Here is a 17,646-nt window from a genome sequence, read left to right as displayed (position 1 = left end):
CAGCGTAGTCCGTGGTCGGCCGGTCGATGTGTCGGCATGGCCGACTAGTCTCGTCCGCATGTGCGGGAGGTACGCCCACTGGACGGGCGAGACCCGGCTGGTCAGCGAATTCGGCATCGACAAGGTGATGGACGAGCTGCCCGGGCCGGACTACAACGTCGCGCCGACCGACGAGGTGCCGGCCGTGCTCGTGCGCACCGACCGGGAGACCGGCGAGCCGCAGCGCCGGCTCGCCCCGCTGCGCTGGGGACTCGTCCCGTCGTGGGCCAAGGACCCGAAGATCGGCGCGCGGATGATCAACGCCCGGGTCGAGACCGTCGCCGAGAAGCCCGCCTTTCGCAAGGCGTTCGCAACGCGGCGCTGCCTGCTGCCGGCCGACGGCTACTACGAGTGGTACGCCACGGAGCCCGCGAGACCCGGCGGCAAACCCGGCAAGCAGCCGTTCTTCGTCCGCAATGCCGATCACTCGCTGCTGGCGATGGCGGGGCTGTATGAGTTCTGGCGCGACCCCTCCCGCGCCGACGATGACCCGCAGGCATGGCTGCGTACCTGCACCGTGATCACCACGACCGCCACCGATGCGGTGGGCCAGATCCATGATCGGATGCCGCTGCTCGTCGCTCCCGAGAATCGGGGGCGGTGGCTCGACCCCGCGATCTCGGAGCCGGCGGAGCTGCTCGACCTGATCGGCGTCGGCACGGAGCTCGAGGCGTATGCGGTGTCCAGGGCCGTCGGCAATGTCGCCAACAACGGACCTGAGCTGGTCGAGCCGCTGCCCGACGCCGACGACGCCCCCGAACGGCTCTTCTGATCATGGCCCGCAGTTCTCGATCATGAAAGGCATCCTCGTCGAGACGCCGCTCGGGCCGGGCCGGCTGCACCTGTCGGGCGATCCGGCGGGCACCTGGTTCCTGCTCGGGCACGGCGCCGGCGGCGGTATCGACGCGCTCGACCTCGCCCTGCTGGCCGACCGCCTGCCGGGCGACGGCGTCGGGGTGGCCCGCTACGAACAACCCTGGCGGCTCGCCGGGCGCAAGGTCGCGCCGGCACCGGCCCGGCTCGACGAGGGTTGGCTCCCGGCGGTGGCCGCGCTGCGCGCGGCGGTCGCGCCGGCGAGGCTGATCACCGGTGGCCGCAGTGCGGGCGCCCGGGTCGCCTGCCGGACGGCGCCTGCCACCGGCGCCGACGCGGTGTTGTGCTGTGCGTTCCCGTTGCATCCGCCCGGGCGTCCCGACCGCTCTCGGCTGCCCGAGCTGCTCGGCGCCGGCGTACCCGTCGCGGTCGTCCAGGGCACCCGCGACACCTTCGGCACGGCCGACGAGCTCGCCGCCGCGACCGGCGAGGACGGGGGAGTGGCGGTGTTCTGCGCCCCGGACGCCGATCACGGGATGAAGACGCCGGCGCGCGCCGACCCGGTCCCGGCGCGGAATGCGGTGCTGGCCGCGGCGCGCTCGCTGATCGCCGGGGAATAGCTCCCCGGCGGGTCGTGTTGGACCGGTGTGACGACAGCACTCCTGGACCGACCACAACGGGTAGGATCGTGGGCGATGACAACGCCGACGGAGCCGACCGAGGGCAACAACGTCGATCTCGCCACCGAGACCGAGGCCGAGCGCAGCGCCCGGTTCGAGCGCGATGCGATGGTCTACCTGGACCAGCTCTACGGCGCGGCGCTGCGGATGACCCGCAACCCGGCCGACGCCGAGGACATCGTCCAGGACGCCTACGCCCGGGCGTTCGCGTCGTTCCACCAGTTCAAGCCGGGCACCAATCTGCGGGCCTGGCTGTACCGCATCCTGACCAACACCTACATCAACTCCTACCGCAAGGCGCAGCGGCAGCCGCAGATCTCCGGCGGCGAGGATGTCCAGGACTGGCAACTGCACCGGGCCGCGACCCACGACTCGACCGGCCTGCGGTCGGCGGAGACCGAGGCGCTGGACCGCCTCCCCGACGGTGATGTCCAGGAGGCACTGGCCCAACTCCGGCCGGAGTTCCGGATGGCGGTCTATCTGGCCGACGTCGAGGGATTTTCCTACAAGGAGATCGCGGAGATCATGGAGACCCCGATCGGGACCGTGATGTCGCGGCTGAACCGCGGTCGGACCCAGTTGCGTGGATTGTTGACCGATCACGCGCGCGAGCGTGGCCTGATCGGGGCGCAGGCATGACGCGCGAGGGGCTGGGCGACGTGGACTGCGCGGAGGCGTTGCGGCGGATGCAGGAATTCCTGGACACCGAGCTCGACGGCGCCAGCGTCGACGCGATCCGGGCGCACCTGGAGGCCTGCGAGCCCTGCCTGGAGAACTTCGACACCGAGGATGCGCTGAAGCGGCTCGTCCACCGCTGCTGCGGGGCGAGCGGGATCAGCGCACCGGAGTCGCTGCGGGTGCGGATCGTCAGCCGGACGGTACGCTTCCGCGCCAACTGAGGCCCCGTGCACCGGGCCCCCGAGAAACCCAGGCCCGGAGAAATCGAGCCCCCCGAGAAAGCGGCTACCGACGCCTGCTTGGCAGGCGTCGGTAGCCGTTCGTCGTTGTCGCCGTCAGGCGTTGGGGCGCTTGCCGTGGTTCGCGCCCTTCTTCCTGCGGGCGCGGCGCTTGCGGCCGGTCTTGCCCATTGCAGCCTCCTTGATCGTGCAGCGAGCCAGTATGCCATGCGGCCACAGCCCACGCACACCGCGCGCCCGGTCCCGGAACGGCCCGGGCGCGGCCCGGAGCGGCCGCTAGGGTGACCGCCGTGGCAACGTTGTCCGATCAGCTCGACCGGCTCGGCGTCGACCCGGCCACCGCGGCGTGGCTCGAGCGGCTGGTCGGCGACTGGCACCTGATCGCCGACCTGTCCTTCTCCGACCTGGTCCTCTGGCTGCCCGATGCCGACGACCCGAACATCTTCCGCGCCGTCGCCCAGGTCCGCCCGGCGACCGGACCGACCGCGCTGGAGGACGATGTCGTCGGCGACGAGATCGCCTACGAGCCGGACAGCGGCGTGGTGGAGGCCTACCTGTCGGCCGAACCGGTGGAGACCAGCGACAACAAGCTGCAGGCGGGCATTCCCGTCGATCAGCTCGCGCTCCCGGTACGCCGGCCCTGCGAGGTCGCAGAACACCTCGAGGCGGGTGACTTCGAGGAGGGCCATTTCGAGGGAGACGCCGATGACGAGGTCCGCGCCGACGCGGCCATCGTCGCGGTGATCGAGCGGCACACCAACCAGATGAATGTCCGGGCGCCGAGCACCCTGGAGGACAACTACCTCGAGATCGCCGAGATCCTCACCTGGATGCTGCAGGCCGGCGATTTCCCGATCCCCGGCGAGCCGCTCGACCCCACCCAGAGCCTGCGCGTGGGCGACGGCCTGATCCGGCTCGACGCCGGCGGTCGGGTCACCTATGCGACCCCGAACGCGACCACGGCCTTCCGCCGCCTCGGCCTGACCAAGGATCTGATGGACGAGCGGCTGGCCGATGTCACGGCGCGACTGGTCACCGAGCAGCCACAGCAGCCGGTGGCGGCGTTCCTGGCCGGCGGCACGGCACGCGAGATGGACCTGGTGTCCGGGGCCGTGGTGTTGCGTCTGCGGGTCCTGCCACTGCGCGGGCCCGACGGCCCGTTGCCTCCGATCGTGTTGTGCAAGGACATCAGCGAACTGCGGCGGCGCGAGCGACAACTCGTCACCAAGGACGCCACCATCCGCGAGATCCACCACCGGGTGAAGAACAACCTGCAGACCGTTGCGGCGCTGCTGCGGATGCAGGGGCGCAGGATCGACTCGCCGGAGGCCAGGGCCGCCCTGGCCGAGGCGATGAGCCGGGTGGCCGCGATTGCCGTGGTGCACGAGACCCTGTCGCAAAGCTATGACGAGGTGGTCGATTTCGACGAGGTCGCCGACCGGGTCCTGCGGATGGTCGCCGATGTCAGCCGGGCCTCTCGCTCGGATGTCCGGGTGCTGCGCGAGGGCAGCTTCGGGCGCGTTCCGGCCACCGTCGCGACCCCGCTCTCCCTGGTCGTCACCGAGCTGTGCCAGAACGCGATCGAGCACGGTTTCGGAGACCTGCCCGGCACGGTCCTGGTCCGGCCGCGAACCGACGCGGGAGAGCTGACGGTCGAGGTGTGCGACGACGGGCAGGGCCTGCCGTCCGATTTCGATCCGAGCGCCGGGCAGAGCCTCGGTCTGTCGATCGTCGACACCCTGGTCCGCGACCTCGGGGGGAGCTTCGTGCTGGAGCAGAACCCGGCGGGCCAGGGGTCGCGGGCGGTGGTCCGGGTGCCCGTGGTGCCGCCGGACGAGCATCGCGCGGGCAATGAAATGGGCTGACGCGATATCGCGTCAGCCCGTCCCCCCGGGAGTTGTTTGTTGGTCGCTCAGGCCGACCTGATCCGCGACCGCGCGGCGCGGCGCTTCAGCGCCCGACGCTCGTCCTCGCTCATGCCGCCCCAGACGCCGTGGTCCTGCCCCGCCTCGAGGGCCCACTGCAGGCACGCCTCGCGCACATCGCAGCGCTGACAGACCTTCTTGGCCTCCTCAATCTGGAGCAGCGCCGGGCCGGTGTTCCCGATCGGGAAGAACAGCTCCGGATCCTCGTCCAGACAGGCTGCCTTGTGGCGCCAATCCATCCGCTTCCATCTCCTTGTCCGTCGGCCCGGCGTCGCGAGATGGACGCGCACGGCGCGTCATCGGCGTGGGCACCCGGAGAAGATTCCGGCCCGGGGGAGTGCCGCATCCCAGCGTGGCAACTTGTGACAAGAAATACAAGGGTCAACGGAGTTGGCTGTCTCACACTTCGGCGCCGTCGCGCCGGTGCGCGATTGTCGGCCGCGGATGCTCCCGCCATGATTGTGGCATGGCCGATCCGTTGCCCGGGGTGCCGGGGTCCGTGCGCGTTGCCGCTGTGACGGTTGTCGTGCTGGCGGTGGCCTTCGGTGGCCTGGCGGTGGCCGAGTTCGCCAGTACGCGGGCCTCGCGCCCGGAGGTGGGCATCACCACCGGCCTGGCCTTCGCCGGGTACGCCGTCCTGCTGCTGATCACCGCACGCGGCCTGGCCCGGCTGCGCCCCTGGGCTCGCAGCGTCGCGATCTTCGCCGGACTGCTGCAGATTCCGGTGGCGATCAGCTTCTGGGGTGGTCAGACGATCCCGATCGCGGTTGCGGCGCTCGTCGCCTCGATCGTGATCATCGGCGGCCTGATCACTCCCGCGGCGAATCAGGTCCTTGGTCGGAATCGGTAGCAGGGTCGGAATCGCCAGCAGGGCCGGAATCGGTAGCCCGGCCGGAGTCGCCAGCAGGGCCGGAATCGGACTGCGGTTCGGAATCGACCGGGCCGCCCAGCGTCTGGGCATGCTCGGCCTCCGCGGCGGCTTCCTGCCTGACCCGGGCGATGAACGCCCTGGTGCGCTCGTGTCGCGGGTTGCCGAGCACCTGCTCCGGCGGACCGTCCTCGACGACCGCACCGCCGTCCATGAAGATCACCCGGTCGGCCACCTCACGGGCGAATCCCATCTCGTGGGTGACCACGATCATGGTCATCCCCTGATCGGCCAGCGCGCGCATCGCGCCGAGCACCTCGCCGACCAGCTCGGGATCGAGGGCCGAGGTGGGCTCGTCGAACAACATCAGGTCGGGCTTCATCGCCAGGGCACGCGCGATCGCCACTCGCTGCTGCTGCCCGCCGGACAGCTCGTTGGGGTAGTAGCCCGCGCGATCGGCGAGGCCGACCCGATCCAGCAGCTCCATCGCCTCCCGGCGCGCGGTGGCCGCATCGACCCCGGCGACGGTACGCGGGGCGACGGTGACGTTCTCCAACGCCGTCATGTGCGGGAACAGGTTGAACCGCTGGAACACCATGCCGATCCGTGCGCGCTGCCGGGCGATGTCCTTGGGCCGCCGCGCGTGCAGGCGCCCGCCGCGCTCGGTGAAACCGACCAGCTCGCCGTCGACGTAGATCCGGCCGCCGGTCAGCGTCTCCATCTGGTTGATCAGCCGCAGGAAGGTGGTCTTGCCCGAGCCGCTCGGCCCGAGCAGGCAGACCACCTCGCCGCGATCGACGTGACAGTCCACCCCCTGCAGCACCACATTGGAGCCGAACGACTTGGTCACGTTGACCGCGTCCACCAGGTGTCCCGACTCGATCTTGTCCCGCTCGACCCAGGCGCCGGAGCGGTCCGGCTCGGCGCTCATCGTTGCGCCACCGCGTTCGAGGCGTCCTGCTGCGCCTGCCGTGCGCGGCTGCGGGCGCCGAAGCCCCGGCCGAACCGCCGCTCGAGGAAGGACTGGCCGACCATCAGCACGCTGCAGGCGGCGAGGTAGTACAACAGCGCCGCCATGTAGACCGGGAAGATCTGATAGGTCCGACTGCCGATGCCCTTGAGCTGGAAGAACAGCTCGGTCGTCAGCGGCACTGCCAGCAGCAGCGAGGTGTCCTTCAGCATCGCGATCGTCTCGTTGCCGGTCGGCGGCACGATCACCCGCATCGCCTGGGGCAGGACGACCTTCCAGGTGGTCTGGCGCGGGCTCATCCCGAGCGCCTCGGCCGCCTCGGTCTGGCCCTTGTCGACGCTGAGGATGCCGGCCCGGGCGATCTCGGCCATGTAGGCCGCCTCCGATGCCGCGAGGCCGACGATGGCGCCGAACAGGCCCTGGAACAACACGTTCGCGTCGAACGAGGCGATCCGCATGGTGCCGTCGATCCCGAACAGGCGCAGGATCAGCCAGTCGAACGGTACGCCGATCGAGACGCCCCCGCGGTCGAGCGGGAACAAGATGCCCAGCGCGCCCATCACGGTCAACAAGACGTAGCGCGGGATGGCCCGGAAGAACCAGGTGTAGGCCCACGACACGGCCGACAGGATCGGGTTGTCGCTGAGCCGCATCACGGCGAGGATCACGCCGCCCACGACGGCGAAGATCATCGAGACGAAGGTGACCAGCAGCGTACCGATCACGAACCCCTCGATCACCGGCTTCTGGTTCATCGCCTCGAAGACAAACGGCCAGTTGAACGCCGGGTTGTTGATCAACAGGTTCAGCAGCATCGCGAACAGGATCGCGATCACGCCGATCGCCACCCAGCGCCACGGGTGGGGCACCGGCCGGGCCTTGATCAGGCCCGGCCGGCGGGCTTCGTCGACGTCCATGATCAGGGGTTGACGGCGAAGCTGTCGATGCCGCCGTCGGCGAGGTCCCACTTCTGCAGGATCTGGTCGTAGCTGCCGTCGGCCTTGAGCTGGGTCAGCGCCTCGGCGATCGCCTCGGCGTACTCCGGCTGGTCCTTCGGCACGATGATCCCGTACGGCGCGGAGTCATAGACCTCGCCCAGCGCCTCGATCTGGCCATTGGTCTGCTGGCCCGCGTAGGCGATCACCGGCGAGTCGGCGACCATCGCATCGGCGCGCCCGCTGACCAGCGCCGCGGTCGCCTCGTCCTGCCCGGTGAAGGTCAGCACCTCGATCGGGTTGTTGCCGCACTTCTTGTTGCGCTCCGGCAGGTCCTCCTCCTGCTGGATGGTGCCGGTCTGCACCGCGACCTTCATCCCGCACGCGTTGTCGGGGTCGACCTTCTTCGGGTTGCCCGGGGCCGTCGCCCACTGCGTACCGGCCTCGAAGTAGGAGACCATGTTGGCCTGCTTCTTGCGCTCGTCGGTGATGTTGAACGAGGAGATTCCGGCGTCGTAGCGCCCGCCCTCGATGCCGGCGATGATCGAGTCGAACGCCGCCGGCTGCCACTCTGCCTGCACGCCGAGCTTGGCCGCGACCGCATCGAACACGTCGATGTCCATCCCGATGATCGTCTTGCCGTCGGCGTCGAGGAACTCGTTCGGAGCGTAGGACGCGTCCGTGCCGACCACGATCTTGCCCGAGGACTTGATCTTCTCCGGCAGCTTCGCATTCAGCGCCGGGTCGGCCTGCACCTGCGGGGCGGGGGTGTCGGCGCCATCCGGCGCGTTGCCCGTCAGCGAGGTCGAGCCGCAGCCGGCCAGGGCGATCGCCGCGGCCGCGGCGCCGGCGAGTGCGAGCCTCGTCTTCATTGGATGCCTCCCGTCGTGCCGCGCCGATGCGCGGTCGGTCGTTTCGGACATGGTGGCACCAACCGGCGCCACGCGTGGTCGGCCCGGGGCGGTTGCGACCCAGTTGTTACCTGCTCAGGCCTCCAGCGCGCGACGCATCAGGTCCTTGGACTGGTCGTCCGAGGCCTTGTGTACGCCGACCGCGGGGGCCGACGAGGCCGGCCGCGTCACCTTCTGCAACCGCACCTTGGGCAGCTCGCCGCTGGCGGCGACCTTCTCGGCCAGGTGCAGCGCGATGAAGGGCCACGGGCCCTGGTTCTCCGGCTCGTCCTGGACCCAGCGGAAGTCCGTGACCTGGGAATAGGGCGCGAGCGCCTCGACGATCCCGTCGGTCGGCAGCGGGTAGAGCTGCTCCAGCGCGATGATCGCCACCTCGCCCTCCAGGCCCGCCTTCTCCCGAGCCTTGACCAGGTCCCAGCGCACCTTGCCCGAGCAGAGCAGCACCCGGGACACCTTGCTCGGGTCCGTGATCGTCTGGTCGGTCAGCACGGGCTTCCAGGTGTTGTCGGTGAAGTCGCTCGGCTGCGACGTCGCCAGCTTGTTGCGCAGCATCGACTTCGGCGTTGCCACCACCAGCGGCCGGTGCGCGTCGGCGAAGGCCTGGTCGCGCAGCAGGTGGAAGTAGCTGGCCGGGGTCGAGGGCTGCGCGATCCGGAACGCGTCCTCTGCGGCGAGCTGCAGCCAGCGCTCCAGCCGCGCAGACGAGTGATCCGGCCCCTGGCCCTCGTAGCCGTGCGGCAACAGCAGCACCACGCCGGACTTCTGGCCCCACTTGGCCTCCCCGGCGGCGAAGAACTCGTCGGAGATGATCTGCCCGCCGTTGACGAAGTCGCCGAACTGGGCCTCCCAGAGCACCAGCGCCTCGGGGCGGGCGACCGAGTAGCCGTACTCGAAGCCCATCACCCCGTACTCGCTGAGCGGGGAGTCGAAGATCATGAACTTGCCCTGGTCCTCGGCCATGTTGCGCAGCGGCACCCAGGCGTCCCCGTTGCGGCGGTCGATCACCGCGGCGAACCGCTGGGTGAACGTTCCGCGCCGGGAGTCCTGCCCGGTCAGGCGTACCGGACGACCCTCGAGCAGCAGCGAACCGAAGGCCAACAGCTCCGCCGAGGCCCAGTCGATCGGCCCCTCGACCATCGCCTTCGCCCGCCGCTTCAACTGCGGATCGACCTTCGGATGCACGGTGAACCCGTCCGGCACGTTCGTGTGGGCCTCCGCGATCGTCTGCAGCACCGAGGCGTCCACCGAGGTGCCGAGATTGGATCCGGCCTTCTTCGGGTAGTTCGGAACGCGGCGGTACTCCGGTTCGTCCTCGGGCACCGAGCCGCCCTCGCGGACCTCGGAGAAGACCTCCTCCAGCCGCTTCTGGAAGCGCTTCATCGCCGCCTCGGCGTCCTCGATGGAGATCTCGCCCCGGCCGACCAGCGCCTCGGCGTACAGCTTGCGGACGCTGCGCTTGTTCTCGATCAGGTCATACATCAGCGGCTGGGTGAAGCTCGGGTCATCGCCCTCGTTGTGCCCGCGCCGGCGGTAGGAGATCAGGTCGATCACCACGTCCTTGTTGAATGCCTTGCGGAAGTCGAAGGCCAGCCGGGCGACGCGGACCACGGCCTCGGGGTCGTCGCCGTTGACGTGGAAGACCGGTGCCTGGATCGTCTTCGCGACATCGGTCGAGTACAGCGACGAGCGCGACTCGGTCGGCGAGGTGGTGAAACCGACCTGGTTGTTGACGACCAGATGGATGGTGCCGCCGGTGCGGTAGCCGCGCAGTTGCGACATCTGCAACACCTCCATCACCACGCCCTGACCGGCGAAGGCCGCGTCGCCGTGCATCAGCAGCGGCAGGACGGGGAAGTCGGTGCCCTTGTCCAAGATGTCCTGCTTGGCGCGCGCGATTCCCTCGAGCACCGGATCGACGGCCTCCAGGTGGCTGGGATTGGCGGCCACCGAGGTCTTGATCGTCGAGCCGTCGAGCGCGGTGAAGTGGCCCTCGGCGCCGAGGTGGTACTTCACATCGCCCGAGCCCTGCACCGAGCGCGGGTCGATGTTGCCCTCGAACTCGCGGAAGATCTGCCCGTAGGACTTGCCGACCACATTGGCCAGCACGTTCAGCCGGCCGCGGTGCGGCATGCCGATCGCCACCTCGTCCAGGCCGTCCATCGCCGCCTGCTCGCAGATCTCGTCGAGCATCACGATGGTCGACTCGCTGCCCTCCAGCGAGAACCGCTTCTGGCCCACGTACTTGGTCTGCAGGAAGTGCTCGAAGACCTCGGCCTCGTTGAGCTTGTCCAGCACCCGCAGGTGCTCCTCGCGGGGCAGCGACTCGTGCGGCTTCTCGACCCGGTCCTGGATCCAGCGGCGCTGCTCCGGGTCGGCGATGTACATGTACTCGATGCCGATCTGACGGCAGTAGGAGTCGCGCAGCACGCCGAGGATGTCGCGCAGCTTCATCAACGGGCGGCTCGGGCCGCCGAAGGAGCCGGTGGCGAACTCGCGGTCGAGATCCCACAGCGTCAGCCCGTGCGTCTGCACGTCGAGATCGGGGTGGTTGCGCATCCGGTACTCGACCGGATCCGTGTCGGCCATCAGGTGGCCGCGGCTGCGATAGGCGTTGATCAACTCGAAGACCCGGGCCTGCTTGGAGACCTGGTCCTCGTGGTGGGCGCTGCGGTCGGGCGCCCAGCGGATCGGCTCGTAGGGGATCCGCAGCGAGGCGAAGATCTCGTCGTAGAACTCGTCGCTGAGCAGGATGCGTTCCATCTGGGCGAGGAACTCGCCGGACACCGCGCCCTGGATGATCCGATGGTCGTAGGTGGAGGTCAGAGTGAGGATCTTGGAGACCCCGAGGTCGTTCAGCCGCTCGGGGTCGGTGCCGGCGTACTCCGGCGGGTAGCCGATCGAACCGACGCCGATGATCGCGCCCTGGCCGTTCATCAACCGCGGCACCGAGTGGTTGGTGCCGATCGTGCCCGGGTTGGTCAGGGTGATCGTGGTGCCCTGGAAGTCCTCCAGCGTCAGCTTGCCGTCGCGCGCCTTCTTGACCAGCGTCTCGTACGCCGCCCAGAACTGCGCGAAATCGAGCTGTTCGGTGCCCTTGATCGACGGCACCAGGAGCTGGCGGTTGCCGTCCTTGCCGGGCAGGTCGATCGCGAGGCCGAGGTTGATGTGGGCCGGCTCGACGAGCATCGGCTTGCCGTCGGCCTCGGCGAAGGCGTTGTTCATCGCCGGCACCTGCTGGGCCGCCTTGACCAGCGCCCAGCCGAGGATGTGGGTGAAGGAGACCTTGCCGCCGCGGGCCCGGCGCAGGTGGTTGTTGATCACCACGCGCTGGTCGGTGATCAACTTCATCGGGATGGCGCGGACCGAGGTGGCGGTGGGGACGGTCAGCGACGCATCCATGTTCTTCACCGCGCGGGCGGCGGCGCCGCGCAGCGCGACCTGGCTCGACTCCTTGGCCTCGCTGGCCTCCCGGACGGTCGGATTGGGCGGATCGGCCGGTACGCCGCCCGGGGTGCCGGGCTTGGCGGGCCGCGGCTCGCGCACGGTGTTCGGCGGCTCGACCCGGGCCTTCGGCTTGGCCGACCCGTTGGTGGTCGCGGGGGCGTTGGTCGCGGGGGCGTTGGTGGCCGCGGGTGCCTGCTGCTCGGTCGGCGCGGCAGCGGTCTTCGGGGCGGGCTTCTTCTTCGGCGTCGCGGGCTCGGCGGCGGGCTGCTTGGCCGACGCCGAGCCGGTCGGGGCGCCGTTCGCACCGGCGCGGGCCGCGAAGAAGTCCTGCCACTGCTTGTCGACCGAAGTCGGGTCGGCCGAGTAGCGCTCGTACATCTCCTCGGCGAGCCAGTCGTTGGCGCCGAATTCGTCCACTGCTTCAGTTGTCTTCTGGTCGGGCGCGGTGGCCACAATCGCCTTCTTCCAAGGTTGCGTCATTGACACGGGGCGGTGCGCGATCCGCCGCCGTCGATGTTACTCGACCGATCAGACCAGCGGTGCAGTGGTACGCCCCGCGTCGGCGGCTTTTTCCGGCCCCTTCGGCCACGCCCTCCGCACCGCGTACCAAGCGACATCGAGGGTGAGCCAGACCAGGACCAGATTGCGGCCGAGCAGGGCGGCACCCGGCAGCGTCATGTTCTCCGCCTCGCGGGTCATGGTCAGGTCGCTGTAGGTGAGCGGGAAGACCAGTTGGGTGAGCACGGCGACCAGGCAGGCCAGGGCCATCCAGCGCACCGCCGGCCCGCGCTGCTCGTCGTCGGCGACGAGCACGGCAGCGGCGACGGGCGCGCCGAGCCACGCGATGTATTGCGGGCTGAGCGTCTTGTTCACCACCAGCACGATGCAGGTGATCGCGACGACCAGGACAGCGAGAGTGAACGCGGGTGTCGGGTCGCGGCCGCCGCGCATCCGCCAGGCCGTCAGCCCGACCAGGCCGAGACAAGCAGCGACGCCGAGGATGCTCGCGACATCGGCGAGCGCCAGCACCTCCTCCCGGCCGGGTCCGAAGATCTCGAACGCCTTCCACTCGGTGTAGCGCACCGGCCACTGCGGCGGATCGGACATCCGGGCGATCACCAGGGGGATCGCCGGCACCGATTCCACGTGCAGCCCGCGGCCGGACTGGTAGGACAGCGGCGAGAGCAGCCGCGTCGGCCCGGCGATGAGCAGCGCGACGATCCCGACGGCACCGGCAGTCAGCGCGAATCCGGCGGCGGCGTGCCGCCAGCGGCGGCGTTCGGCGAGCAGCGGCAGCGCCAGCACGGCGGGCCAGATCCGCAGCCAGGCCGCCGCGGCGACCAGGGCTCCCGCGACTCCCGGGTGGCGCGCGGCCACCACGACGACGGTGCCCAGCAGCACCCCGAGCAGCAGATCGATGCGCAGCCACAACACCGAGCCGAGCCCGGCGCAGAAGAAGCACCACAGCACCGCTGCCAGGGCGCCGGCGCGGTGATCGCCCCGGCGTACCCCCGCCAGCCAGAGGATCGCGGTGAACGCGACGCCGAGCAGGGCGACCAGAACGACGAAGGCGTCCCGATAGCCCTCGACGCTGCCGTCGGAGAGCAGTCGGGGCAGGTCGAGCACCCAGACCGCCGGGACCGGGTACTCCGGCATCGCCTCCCGGATGCCCGCGACCAGCCCGTGATCGGCAATCGAGGTCAGCGAGTCGAAGTAGTAGCGGGTGTCACCGAACTCGCGCCCACGGAACTTCGCCCAGGTCAGCCACGTGATCGCCGACGACAGCAACTGGGAGATCACGACCACGGTCAACAGACGGCCGCGATGGCGCGGCGGGGCGGGTGGCCGGTCGCTCACGATCGGCGACCCTAGCAAGCGCCCCCGGAAGGATTCGAACCTTCGCACCCGCCTCCGGAGGGCGGTGCTCTATCCCCTGAGCTACGGGGGCTCAGCGCGAAGTGCACTGTAGCAAACCGGGGCCGTCGCGGGCACATCTCACCCGGCGCGGGCCGTGCGCCCGGCGGTGGCGGCGTTTGTAGCATTCGACGCATGAGCCACACCCATGTCGCGGGGTCGATCCACGCCGACGTCTCCGCGCCGGCTCCGGGCTGGCTGCGCCGGCCCGACGACGTCAACGCACTCCTGCCCCAGTTGTGGGCCCGGGGGGTGACGCGATCGCCCTCGGGCGAGCTGGAGGTGGCGGGGATCGGGGTCACCCGGCTGGCGGCCGAGGCCGGTACGCCGGCCTATGTCTTCGACGAGGCCGACCTGCGGGCCCGCGCCCGCGCGTTCGCCGATGCCTTCGCCGGCTGGCAGGTCTACTACGCCGGCAAGTCCTTCCTGTGCACCGCGGTCGCCCGCTGGGTCGCCGAGGAGGGGCTGTCGCTGGACGTGTGTACCGGTGGCGAACTCGCCGTCGCCCTGCGCGCCGGCGTCGACCCCGCGCGGATCGGCTTCCACGGGAACAACAAGTCGGTGGCCGAGCTGGCCGCCGCGCTCGATGCCGGGGTCGGCCGGATCGTGGTCGACTCGACCATCGAGCTGGAACGCCTGTCCGCGCTCGCCGCCGAGCGCGGCGTACGGGCCCCGGTGCTGATCCGGGTCACCGTCGGCGTCGAGGCGCACACCCACGAGTACATCGCGACGGCCCACGAGGACCAGAAGTTCGGCTTCTCGCTGGTGACGGGGGAGGCGATGGCGGCGGTCGAGTCGTGCCTGGCGGCGCCCGGGATCGACCTGCGGGGCATTCACTCCCACATCGGCTCGCAGATCTTCGAGACCTCCGGCTTCGAGATCGCAGTCCGTCGCACGGTCGGCATGCTCGCCGACATCGCTTCCCGGACGGGCCGCGAACTGCCCGAGCTCGACCTCGGTGGCGGGTTCGGGATCGCCTACACGACCCTCGACGACCCGGCCCCGCCGCAGCAGCTCGCCGACGAGCTCGCGGCGCTGGTGCGGGCCGAGTGCGCGGCGCGGGGGATCGGCGTACCGGAACTGTCGATCGAGCCTGGCCGCGCGATCAGCGGCCCGGCGGCGTTCATGCTGTACGAGGTCGGCACGGTCAAGCCGGTGACGCTGTCCGGCGGCGGCGTGCGTACCTATCTGTCGGTGGACGGGGGGATGAGCGACAACATCCGCACGGCGCTGTACGCCGCGGAGTACTCGGCGACCCTGGCCAACCGCGCCTCCGACGCGCCGCCGGTGCTCTGTCGGGTCGTCGGCAAACACTGCGAATCGGGCGACATCGTCGTCCGCGACGAGTTCCTGCCCGGCGACATCGTGCCGGGCGACCTGATCGCGGTGCCCGGCGCCGGGGCGTACGCCCGATCGATGGCGAGCAACTACAACCACGTGCCGCGGCCGCCGGTGATCGCCGCCGCCGACGGCGAGTGGCGCACCCTGGTCCGCCGCGAGACCGTCGACGACCTGCTCGCGCTGGACGTTGGTTGAATCCCGGATGCTGATACTAAGGTGCGCCTCGGGTGGCGCCCCGGCGAGGATCGGCATCGCACCCCTTCCCGAATCGGCGGACGGTGAACCCGCGAGCCCGGGCCCACGAACAAATGGAGCCAGACGATGACCGAGTCCCGCCAGCCGCCGGCCGCCGGGGAGCCCCTGCGGATCGCCCTGCTCGGCTGCGGGGTCGTCGGCTCCGAGGTGGCGCGCCTGATCACGGGCTCCGCAGACGATCTGCGCGCGCGGATCGGCCGGCCACTGGAGCTGGTCGGGATCGGGGTACGCCGGACCGGGATCGAGCGCCCCGGCATCGACCCCGCGCTGTTCACCACCGACACCGCTGCGCTGGTCGCCCGCGACGACGTGGACATCGTGATCGAGCTGATCGGTGGGATCGAGCCCGCCCGGTCCTTGATCACCTCCGCGATCGATCATGGTGCCTCGGTGATCACCGCGAACAAGGCGCTGCTGGCCGAGGACGGCGCGAGCCTGTTCGCCGCGGCCGAGCAGGCCGGTGTCGATCTCTACTTCGAGGCGGCGGTCGCGGGCGCGATCCCGATCATCCGGCCGCTGCGCGAATCGCTGGTCGGCGACGAGATCACCCAGGTGATGGGCATCGTCAACGGCACCACGAACTTCATCCTCGACAAGATGCACAGCCAGGGCGCCGGGTACGCCGATGTGCTCGCCGAGGCCCAGGCGCTCGGCTATGCCGAGGCCGATCCGACCGCCGACGTCGAGGGCTTCGACGCGGCCGCCAAGGCCGCGATCCTGGCCGGACTCGCCTTCCACAGCCGGGTTTCCGGCGCCGATGTGCACCGCGAGGGGATCACCGAGGTCACCCGCAGCGACATCGCCTCGGCTCGCGACATGGGTTGCGTGGTGAAACTGCTGGCGATCTGTGAGTTGTCCGGGGACGGGGCGGACGCGACGATCAACGCCCGCGTGCACCCGGCGATGATCCCGGACTCGCATCCGCTCGCCTCCGTCGGCGGGGCGTACAACGCGGTCTTCGTGCAGTCCCGCTCGGCCGGGCAACTGATGTTCTACGGCCCGGGCGCCGGCGGTAGCCCCACCGCCTCGGCCGTTCTCGGCGATCTTGTCACCGTGGCCCGCAACCGGGTCCGCGAGACCTCGGGTCCCGGGGAATCCAGCTATGCGAGGCGACCGGTGCGCAGCATCGGCGAGGTGGTCACCCGCTACCACCTGAGCCTCGAGGTCGACGACCGGGCCGGCGTGCTGGCCGCCATCGCGAACTGCTTCGCCGAGCACGATGTGTCCGTGCAGACCCTGCGCCAGGTGACCAGCCCGGGCGACGGGGCCGAGGCCCGGATTGTGGTGGTCACCCATCCCGCACCCGACGCGGCGTTGAGCGCCTGCGTCACGGCCCTGTCCGACCTGCCGGCGGTGCACGAGGTGCTCAGCGTGATGCGGGTGGAGGGCATGACCACCCCGTGACCGGATCCGGGCCGGGGTGCCGGACTGATCAATCACGGATCGATCAAACCCGGATCGGTCGGGGGACGCTGGTCAGGAAGAGCTTGATCAACAAGAAGATGATCACCAGAAGGTGATCAACCAGAAGATGATCAAAGAGGAGGCAGCCGCGATGGGCGACGCATCGAGGGCGACCACCAACGGGCTGATCGCCCGCTATCGGGACCGCTTGCCGATCGGCGACGAGGACCCGGTGATCAGCCTGGGGGAAGGCGGGACCCCGCTGGTGCGGGCGGACCACCTGTCCGACCGGCTCGCCTGCGAGGTCTGGATCAAGGTCGAGGGGGCGAACCCGACGGGATCCTTCAAGGACCGCGGCATGACGGTGGCGATCAGCCGGGCCGTGGCCGACGGGGCGAACGCGGTGGTCTGCGCCTCCACCGGCAACACCTCGGCCTCGGCGGCGGCCTATGCCGCTCGCGCCGGGCTGCGCGCGCTGGTCCTGCTGCCGGCCGGGCGGATCGCGACCGGGAAGCTCGCCCAGGCGGTGGTGCACGGTGCCGAGATCGTGCAGGTGGACGGCAACTTCGACGACTGCCTGGAGGTGACTCGCAAGCTGTCGGAGGCCTATCCGGTCGCGCTGGTGAACTCGGTCAATCCCGATCGCCTGGAGGGCCAGAAGACGGCGGCCTTCGAGATCGTCGACGCGCTCGGCGACGCGCCGGATCTGCACGTCCTGCCGGTCGGCAATGCCGGGAACATCTCCGCGTACTGGATGGGCTATCGGGAGTACGCCGCCGACGAGCGGGCGACCCGGACACCCGCGATGTGGGGATTCCAGGCGGCGGGTGCCGCGCCGCTCGTCGCCGGGCATCCGATCCTCGAGCCCGACACGGTCGCGACGGCGATCCGGATCGGCAATCCGGCCTCGGGCGAGCTGGCCCGGCGCGCGGTCACCGAGTCCGGCGGGCGCTTCGGTGCGGTCACCGACGAAGAGATCCTCGCCGCGCAGTCGCTGCTGGCCTCGCGCGAGGGGATCTTCGTCGAGCCCGCGTCGGCGAGCGGCGTGGCGGGTCTGCTCGCGGCCTATGCGGCCGGCGAGCTTCGCCCGGGGCGCCGGATCGTCGTCACCTGCACGGGGAACGGGCTGAAGGACATCGACACCGCGATGCGCGGTCGCGAGGTCGCCCCCGACATCTTGCCGGCCGAGGCGGCCGCGGTCGCCGAGGTGCTGGGGCTGGCCAGTTGAGC

General features: G+C 70.3%; 15 protein-coding genes, 1 tRNA gene and 1 pseudogene. 9 read left to right on the top strand and 8 right to left on the bottom strand.

Going from position 1 to position 17,646, the window contains the following annotated elements; genetic code table 11:
- The first annotated feature begins 58 nt into the window (after positions 1-58).
- The 4 genes from GGQ54_RS01515 (at position 59) to rsrA (ending at position 2,431) form a co-directional block, all read left to right on the top strand.
- Positions 59-811, top strand: a complete 753-nt coding sequence (locus tag GGQ54_RS01515; protein WP_179443778.1) for an SOS response-associated peptidase — start codon at positions 59-61, stop codon at positions 809-811.
- A 22-nt stretch (positions 812-833) separates the two neighbouring features.
- Complete coding sequence (locus GGQ54_RS01510) at positions 834-1,472, top strand: alpha/beta hydrolase family protein (protein WP_179443777.1); 639 nt, start codon at positions 834-836, stop codon at positions 1,470-1,472.
- Between the two features lie 75 nt (positions 1,473-1,547).
- The gene (locus GGQ54_RS01505) at positions 1,548-2,171 is read left to right on the top strand and encodes a sigma-70 family RNA polymerase sigma factor (protein ID WP_179443776.1); all 624 of its coding nucleotides are present in this window, start codon (positions 1,548-1,550) and stop codon (positions 2,169-2,171) included.
- Positions 2,168-2,431, top strand: a complete 264-nt coding sequence (rsrA, locus tag GGQ54_RS01500; RefSeq protein ID WP_179443775.1) for a mycothiol system anti-sigma-R factor — start codon at positions 2,168-2,170, stop codon at positions 2,429-2,431. The genes GGQ54_RS01505 and rsrA overlap by 4 nt, the downstream gene beginning before the upstream one ends.
- 114 nt (positions 2,432-2,545) lie before the next feature.
- On the opposite strand, the gene GGQ54_RS17730 is transcribed toward rsrA, so the two are convergent.
- Positions 2,546-2,620 (bottom strand): 50S ribosomal protein bL37, encoded by a 75-nt coding sequence (locus tag GGQ54_RS17730; protein WP_369797015.1) that lies wholly within the window; start codon positions 2,618-2,620, stop codon positions 2,546-2,548.
- A gap of 119 nt (positions 2,621-2,739) precedes the next feature.
- Between GGQ54_RS17730 and GGQ54_RS01495 the strand changes: the two genes are divergently transcribed.
- Positions 2,740-4,314, top strand: a complete 1,575-nt coding sequence (locus tag GGQ54_RS01495; protein WP_179443774.1) for a histidine kinase N-terminal domain-containing protein — start codon at positions 2,740-2,742, stop codon at positions 4,312-4,314.
- Positions 4,315-4,361: 47 nt separating this feature from the next.
- Here GGQ54_RS01495 and GGQ54_RS01490 read toward each other — a convergent pair whose 3' ends face one another.
- Positions 4,362-4,613 carry a WhiB family transcriptional regulator gene (locus tag GGQ54_RS01490; protein ID WP_179443773.1) on the bottom strand — a complete coding sequence of 84 codons (252 nt, stop codon included), beginning with the start codon at positions 4,611-4,613 and terminating at the stop codon, positions 4,362-4,364.
- A gap of 227 nt (positions 4,614-4,840) precedes the next feature.
- Between GGQ54_RS01490 and GGQ54_RS01485 the strand changes: the two genes are divergently transcribed.
- Positions 4,841-5,224, top strand: coding sequence for a hypothetical protein (locus GGQ54_RS01485; RefSeq protein WP_179443772.1), 384 nt, complete (start codon positions 4,841-4,843; stop codon positions 5,222-5,224).
- A 139-nt stretch (positions 5,225-5,363) separates the two neighbouring features.
- Here GGQ54_RS01485 and GGQ54_RS01480 read toward each other — a convergent pair.
- The 6 genes and pseudogenes from GGQ54_RS01480 to GGQ54_RS01455 form a co-directional block, all read right to left on the bottom strand.
- Positions 5,364-6,110: pseudogene (locus GGQ54_RS01480) on the bottom strand (amino acid ABC transporter ATP-binding protein); the annotation flags it as partial.
- Between the two features lie 59 nt (positions 6,111-6,169).
- Entirely contained in the window at positions 6,170-7,129 is a 960-nt protein-coding gene (locus GGQ54_RS01475) for an amino acid ABC transporter permease (RefSeq protein ID WP_179443770.1), read from the bottom strand.
- Between the two features lie 2 nt (positions 7,130-7,131).
- Positions 7,132-8,019: an ABC transporter substrate-binding protein gene (locus tag GGQ54_RS01470; protein WP_179443769.1), complete on the bottom strand. Its 888-nt coding sequence runs from the start codon at positions 8,017-8,019 to the stop codon at positions 7,132-7,134.
- A 114-nt stretch (positions 8,020-8,133) separates the two neighbouring features.
- Positions 8,134-11,982, bottom strand: coding sequence for a multifunctional oxoglutarate decarboxylase/oxoglutarate dehydrogenase thiamine pyrophosphate-binding subunit/dihydrolipoyllysine-residue succinyltransferase subunit (locus GGQ54_RS01465; RefSeq protein WP_179443768.1), 3,849 nt, complete (start codon positions 11,980-11,982; stop codon positions 8,134-8,136).
- A gap of 48 nt (positions 11,983-12,030) precedes the next feature.
- Positions 12,031-13,359, bottom strand: a complete 1,329-nt coding sequence (locus tag GGQ54_RS01460; protein ID WP_179443767.1) for a glycosyltransferase 87 family protein — start codon at positions 13,357-13,359, stop codon at positions 12,031-12,033.
- A 19-nt stretch (positions 13,360-13,378) separates the two neighbouring features.
- Positions 13,379-13,450 (bottom strand) — tRNA-Arg (locus tag GGQ54_RS01455).
- A 101-nt stretch (positions 13,451-13,551) separates the two neighbouring features.
- On the opposite strand from GGQ54_RS01455, the gene lysA reads away from it, so the two are divergent.
- From lysA to thrC, 3 genes are all read left to right on the top strand, one after another.
- Positions 13,552-14,952, top strand: a complete 1,401-nt coding sequence (gene lysA, locus GGQ54_RS01450; RefSeq protein ID WP_179443766.1) for a diaminopimelate decarboxylase — start codon at positions 13,552-13,554, stop codon at positions 14,950-14,952.
- Positions 14,953-15,078: 126 nt separating this feature from the next.
- Positions 15,079-16,416: a homoserine dehydrogenase gene (locus GGQ54_RS01445; protein ID WP_179443765.1), complete on the top strand. Its 1,338-nt coding sequence runs from the start codon at positions 15,079-15,081 to the stop codon at positions 16,414-16,416.
- A 151-nt stretch (positions 16,417-16,567) separates the two neighbouring features.
- On the top strand, positions 16,568-17,644 hold the full coding sequence (gene thrC / locus GGQ54_RS01440) for a threonine synthase (protein ID WP_179446362.1): 1,077 nt from the start codon (positions 16,568-16,570) through the stop codon (positions 17,642-17,644).
- The last annotated feature ends 2 nt before the right edge of the window (positions 17,645-17,646 follow it).

Source organism: Naumannella cuiyingiana, assembly GCF_013408305.1.
GTDB lineage: Bacteria > Actinomycetota > Actinomycetes > Propionibacteriales > Propionibacteriaceae > Naumannella > Naumannella cuiyingiana.
This window is presented reverse-complemented; position numbering and strand designations above follow the sequence as displayed.

What these genes read in the sequence shown, in the direction of transcription:
- rsrA (WP_179443775.1), top strand. Translation starts at nt 2,168, where the DNA reads ATGACGCGCGAGGGGCTGGGCGACGTGGACTGCGCGGAGGCGTTGCGG.
- lysA (WP_179443766.1), top strand. Translation starts at nt 13,552, where the DNA reads ATGAGCCACACCCATGTCGCGGGGTCGATCCACGCCGACGTCTCCGCG.
- GGQ54_RS01515 (WP_179443778.1), top strand. Translation starts at nt 59, where the DNA reads ATGTGCGGGAGGTACGCCCACTGGACGGGCGAGACCCGGCTGGTCAGC.
- GGQ54_RS01490 (WP_179443773.1), bottom strand. Translation starts at nt 4,613, where the DNA reads ATGGATTGGCGCCACAAGGCAGCCTGTCTGGACGAGGATCCGGAGCTG.
- GGQ54_RS01465 (WP_179443768.1), bottom strand. Translation starts at nt 11,982, where the DNA reads ATGACGCAACCTTGGAAGAAGGCGATTGTGGCCACCGCGCCCGACCAG.
- GGQ54_RS01470 (WP_179443769.1), bottom strand. Translation starts at nt 8,019, where the DNA reads ATGAAGACGAGGCTCGCACTCGCCGGCGCCGCGGCCGCGGCGATCGCC.
- GGQ54_RS01485 (WP_179443772.1), top strand. Translation starts at nt 4,841, where the DNA reads ATGGCCGATCCGTTGCCCGGGGTGCCGGGGTCCGTGCGCGTTGCCGCT.
- GGQ54_RS01445 (WP_179443765.1), top strand. Translation starts at nt 15,079, where the DNA reads ATGACCGAGTCCCGCCAGCCGCCGGCCGCCGGGGAGCCCCTGCGGATC.
- GGQ54_RS01475 (WP_179443770.1), bottom strand. Translation starts at nt 7,129, where the DNA reads ATGGACGTCGACGAAGCCCGCCGGCCGGGCCTGATCAAGGCCCGGCCG.
- GGQ54_RS01505 (WP_179443776.1), top strand. Translation starts at nt 1,548, where the DNA reads ATGACAACGCCGACGGAGCCGACCGAGGGCAACAACGTCGATCTCGCC.
- thrC (WP_179446362.1), top strand. Translation starts at nt 16,568, where the DNA reads ATGGGCGACGCATCGAGGGCGACCACCAACGGGCTGATCGCCCGCTAT.
- GGQ54_RS01510 (WP_179443777.1), top strand. Translation starts at nt 834, where the DNA reads ATGAAAGGCATCCTCGTCGAGACGCCGCTCGGGCCGGGCCGGCTGCAC.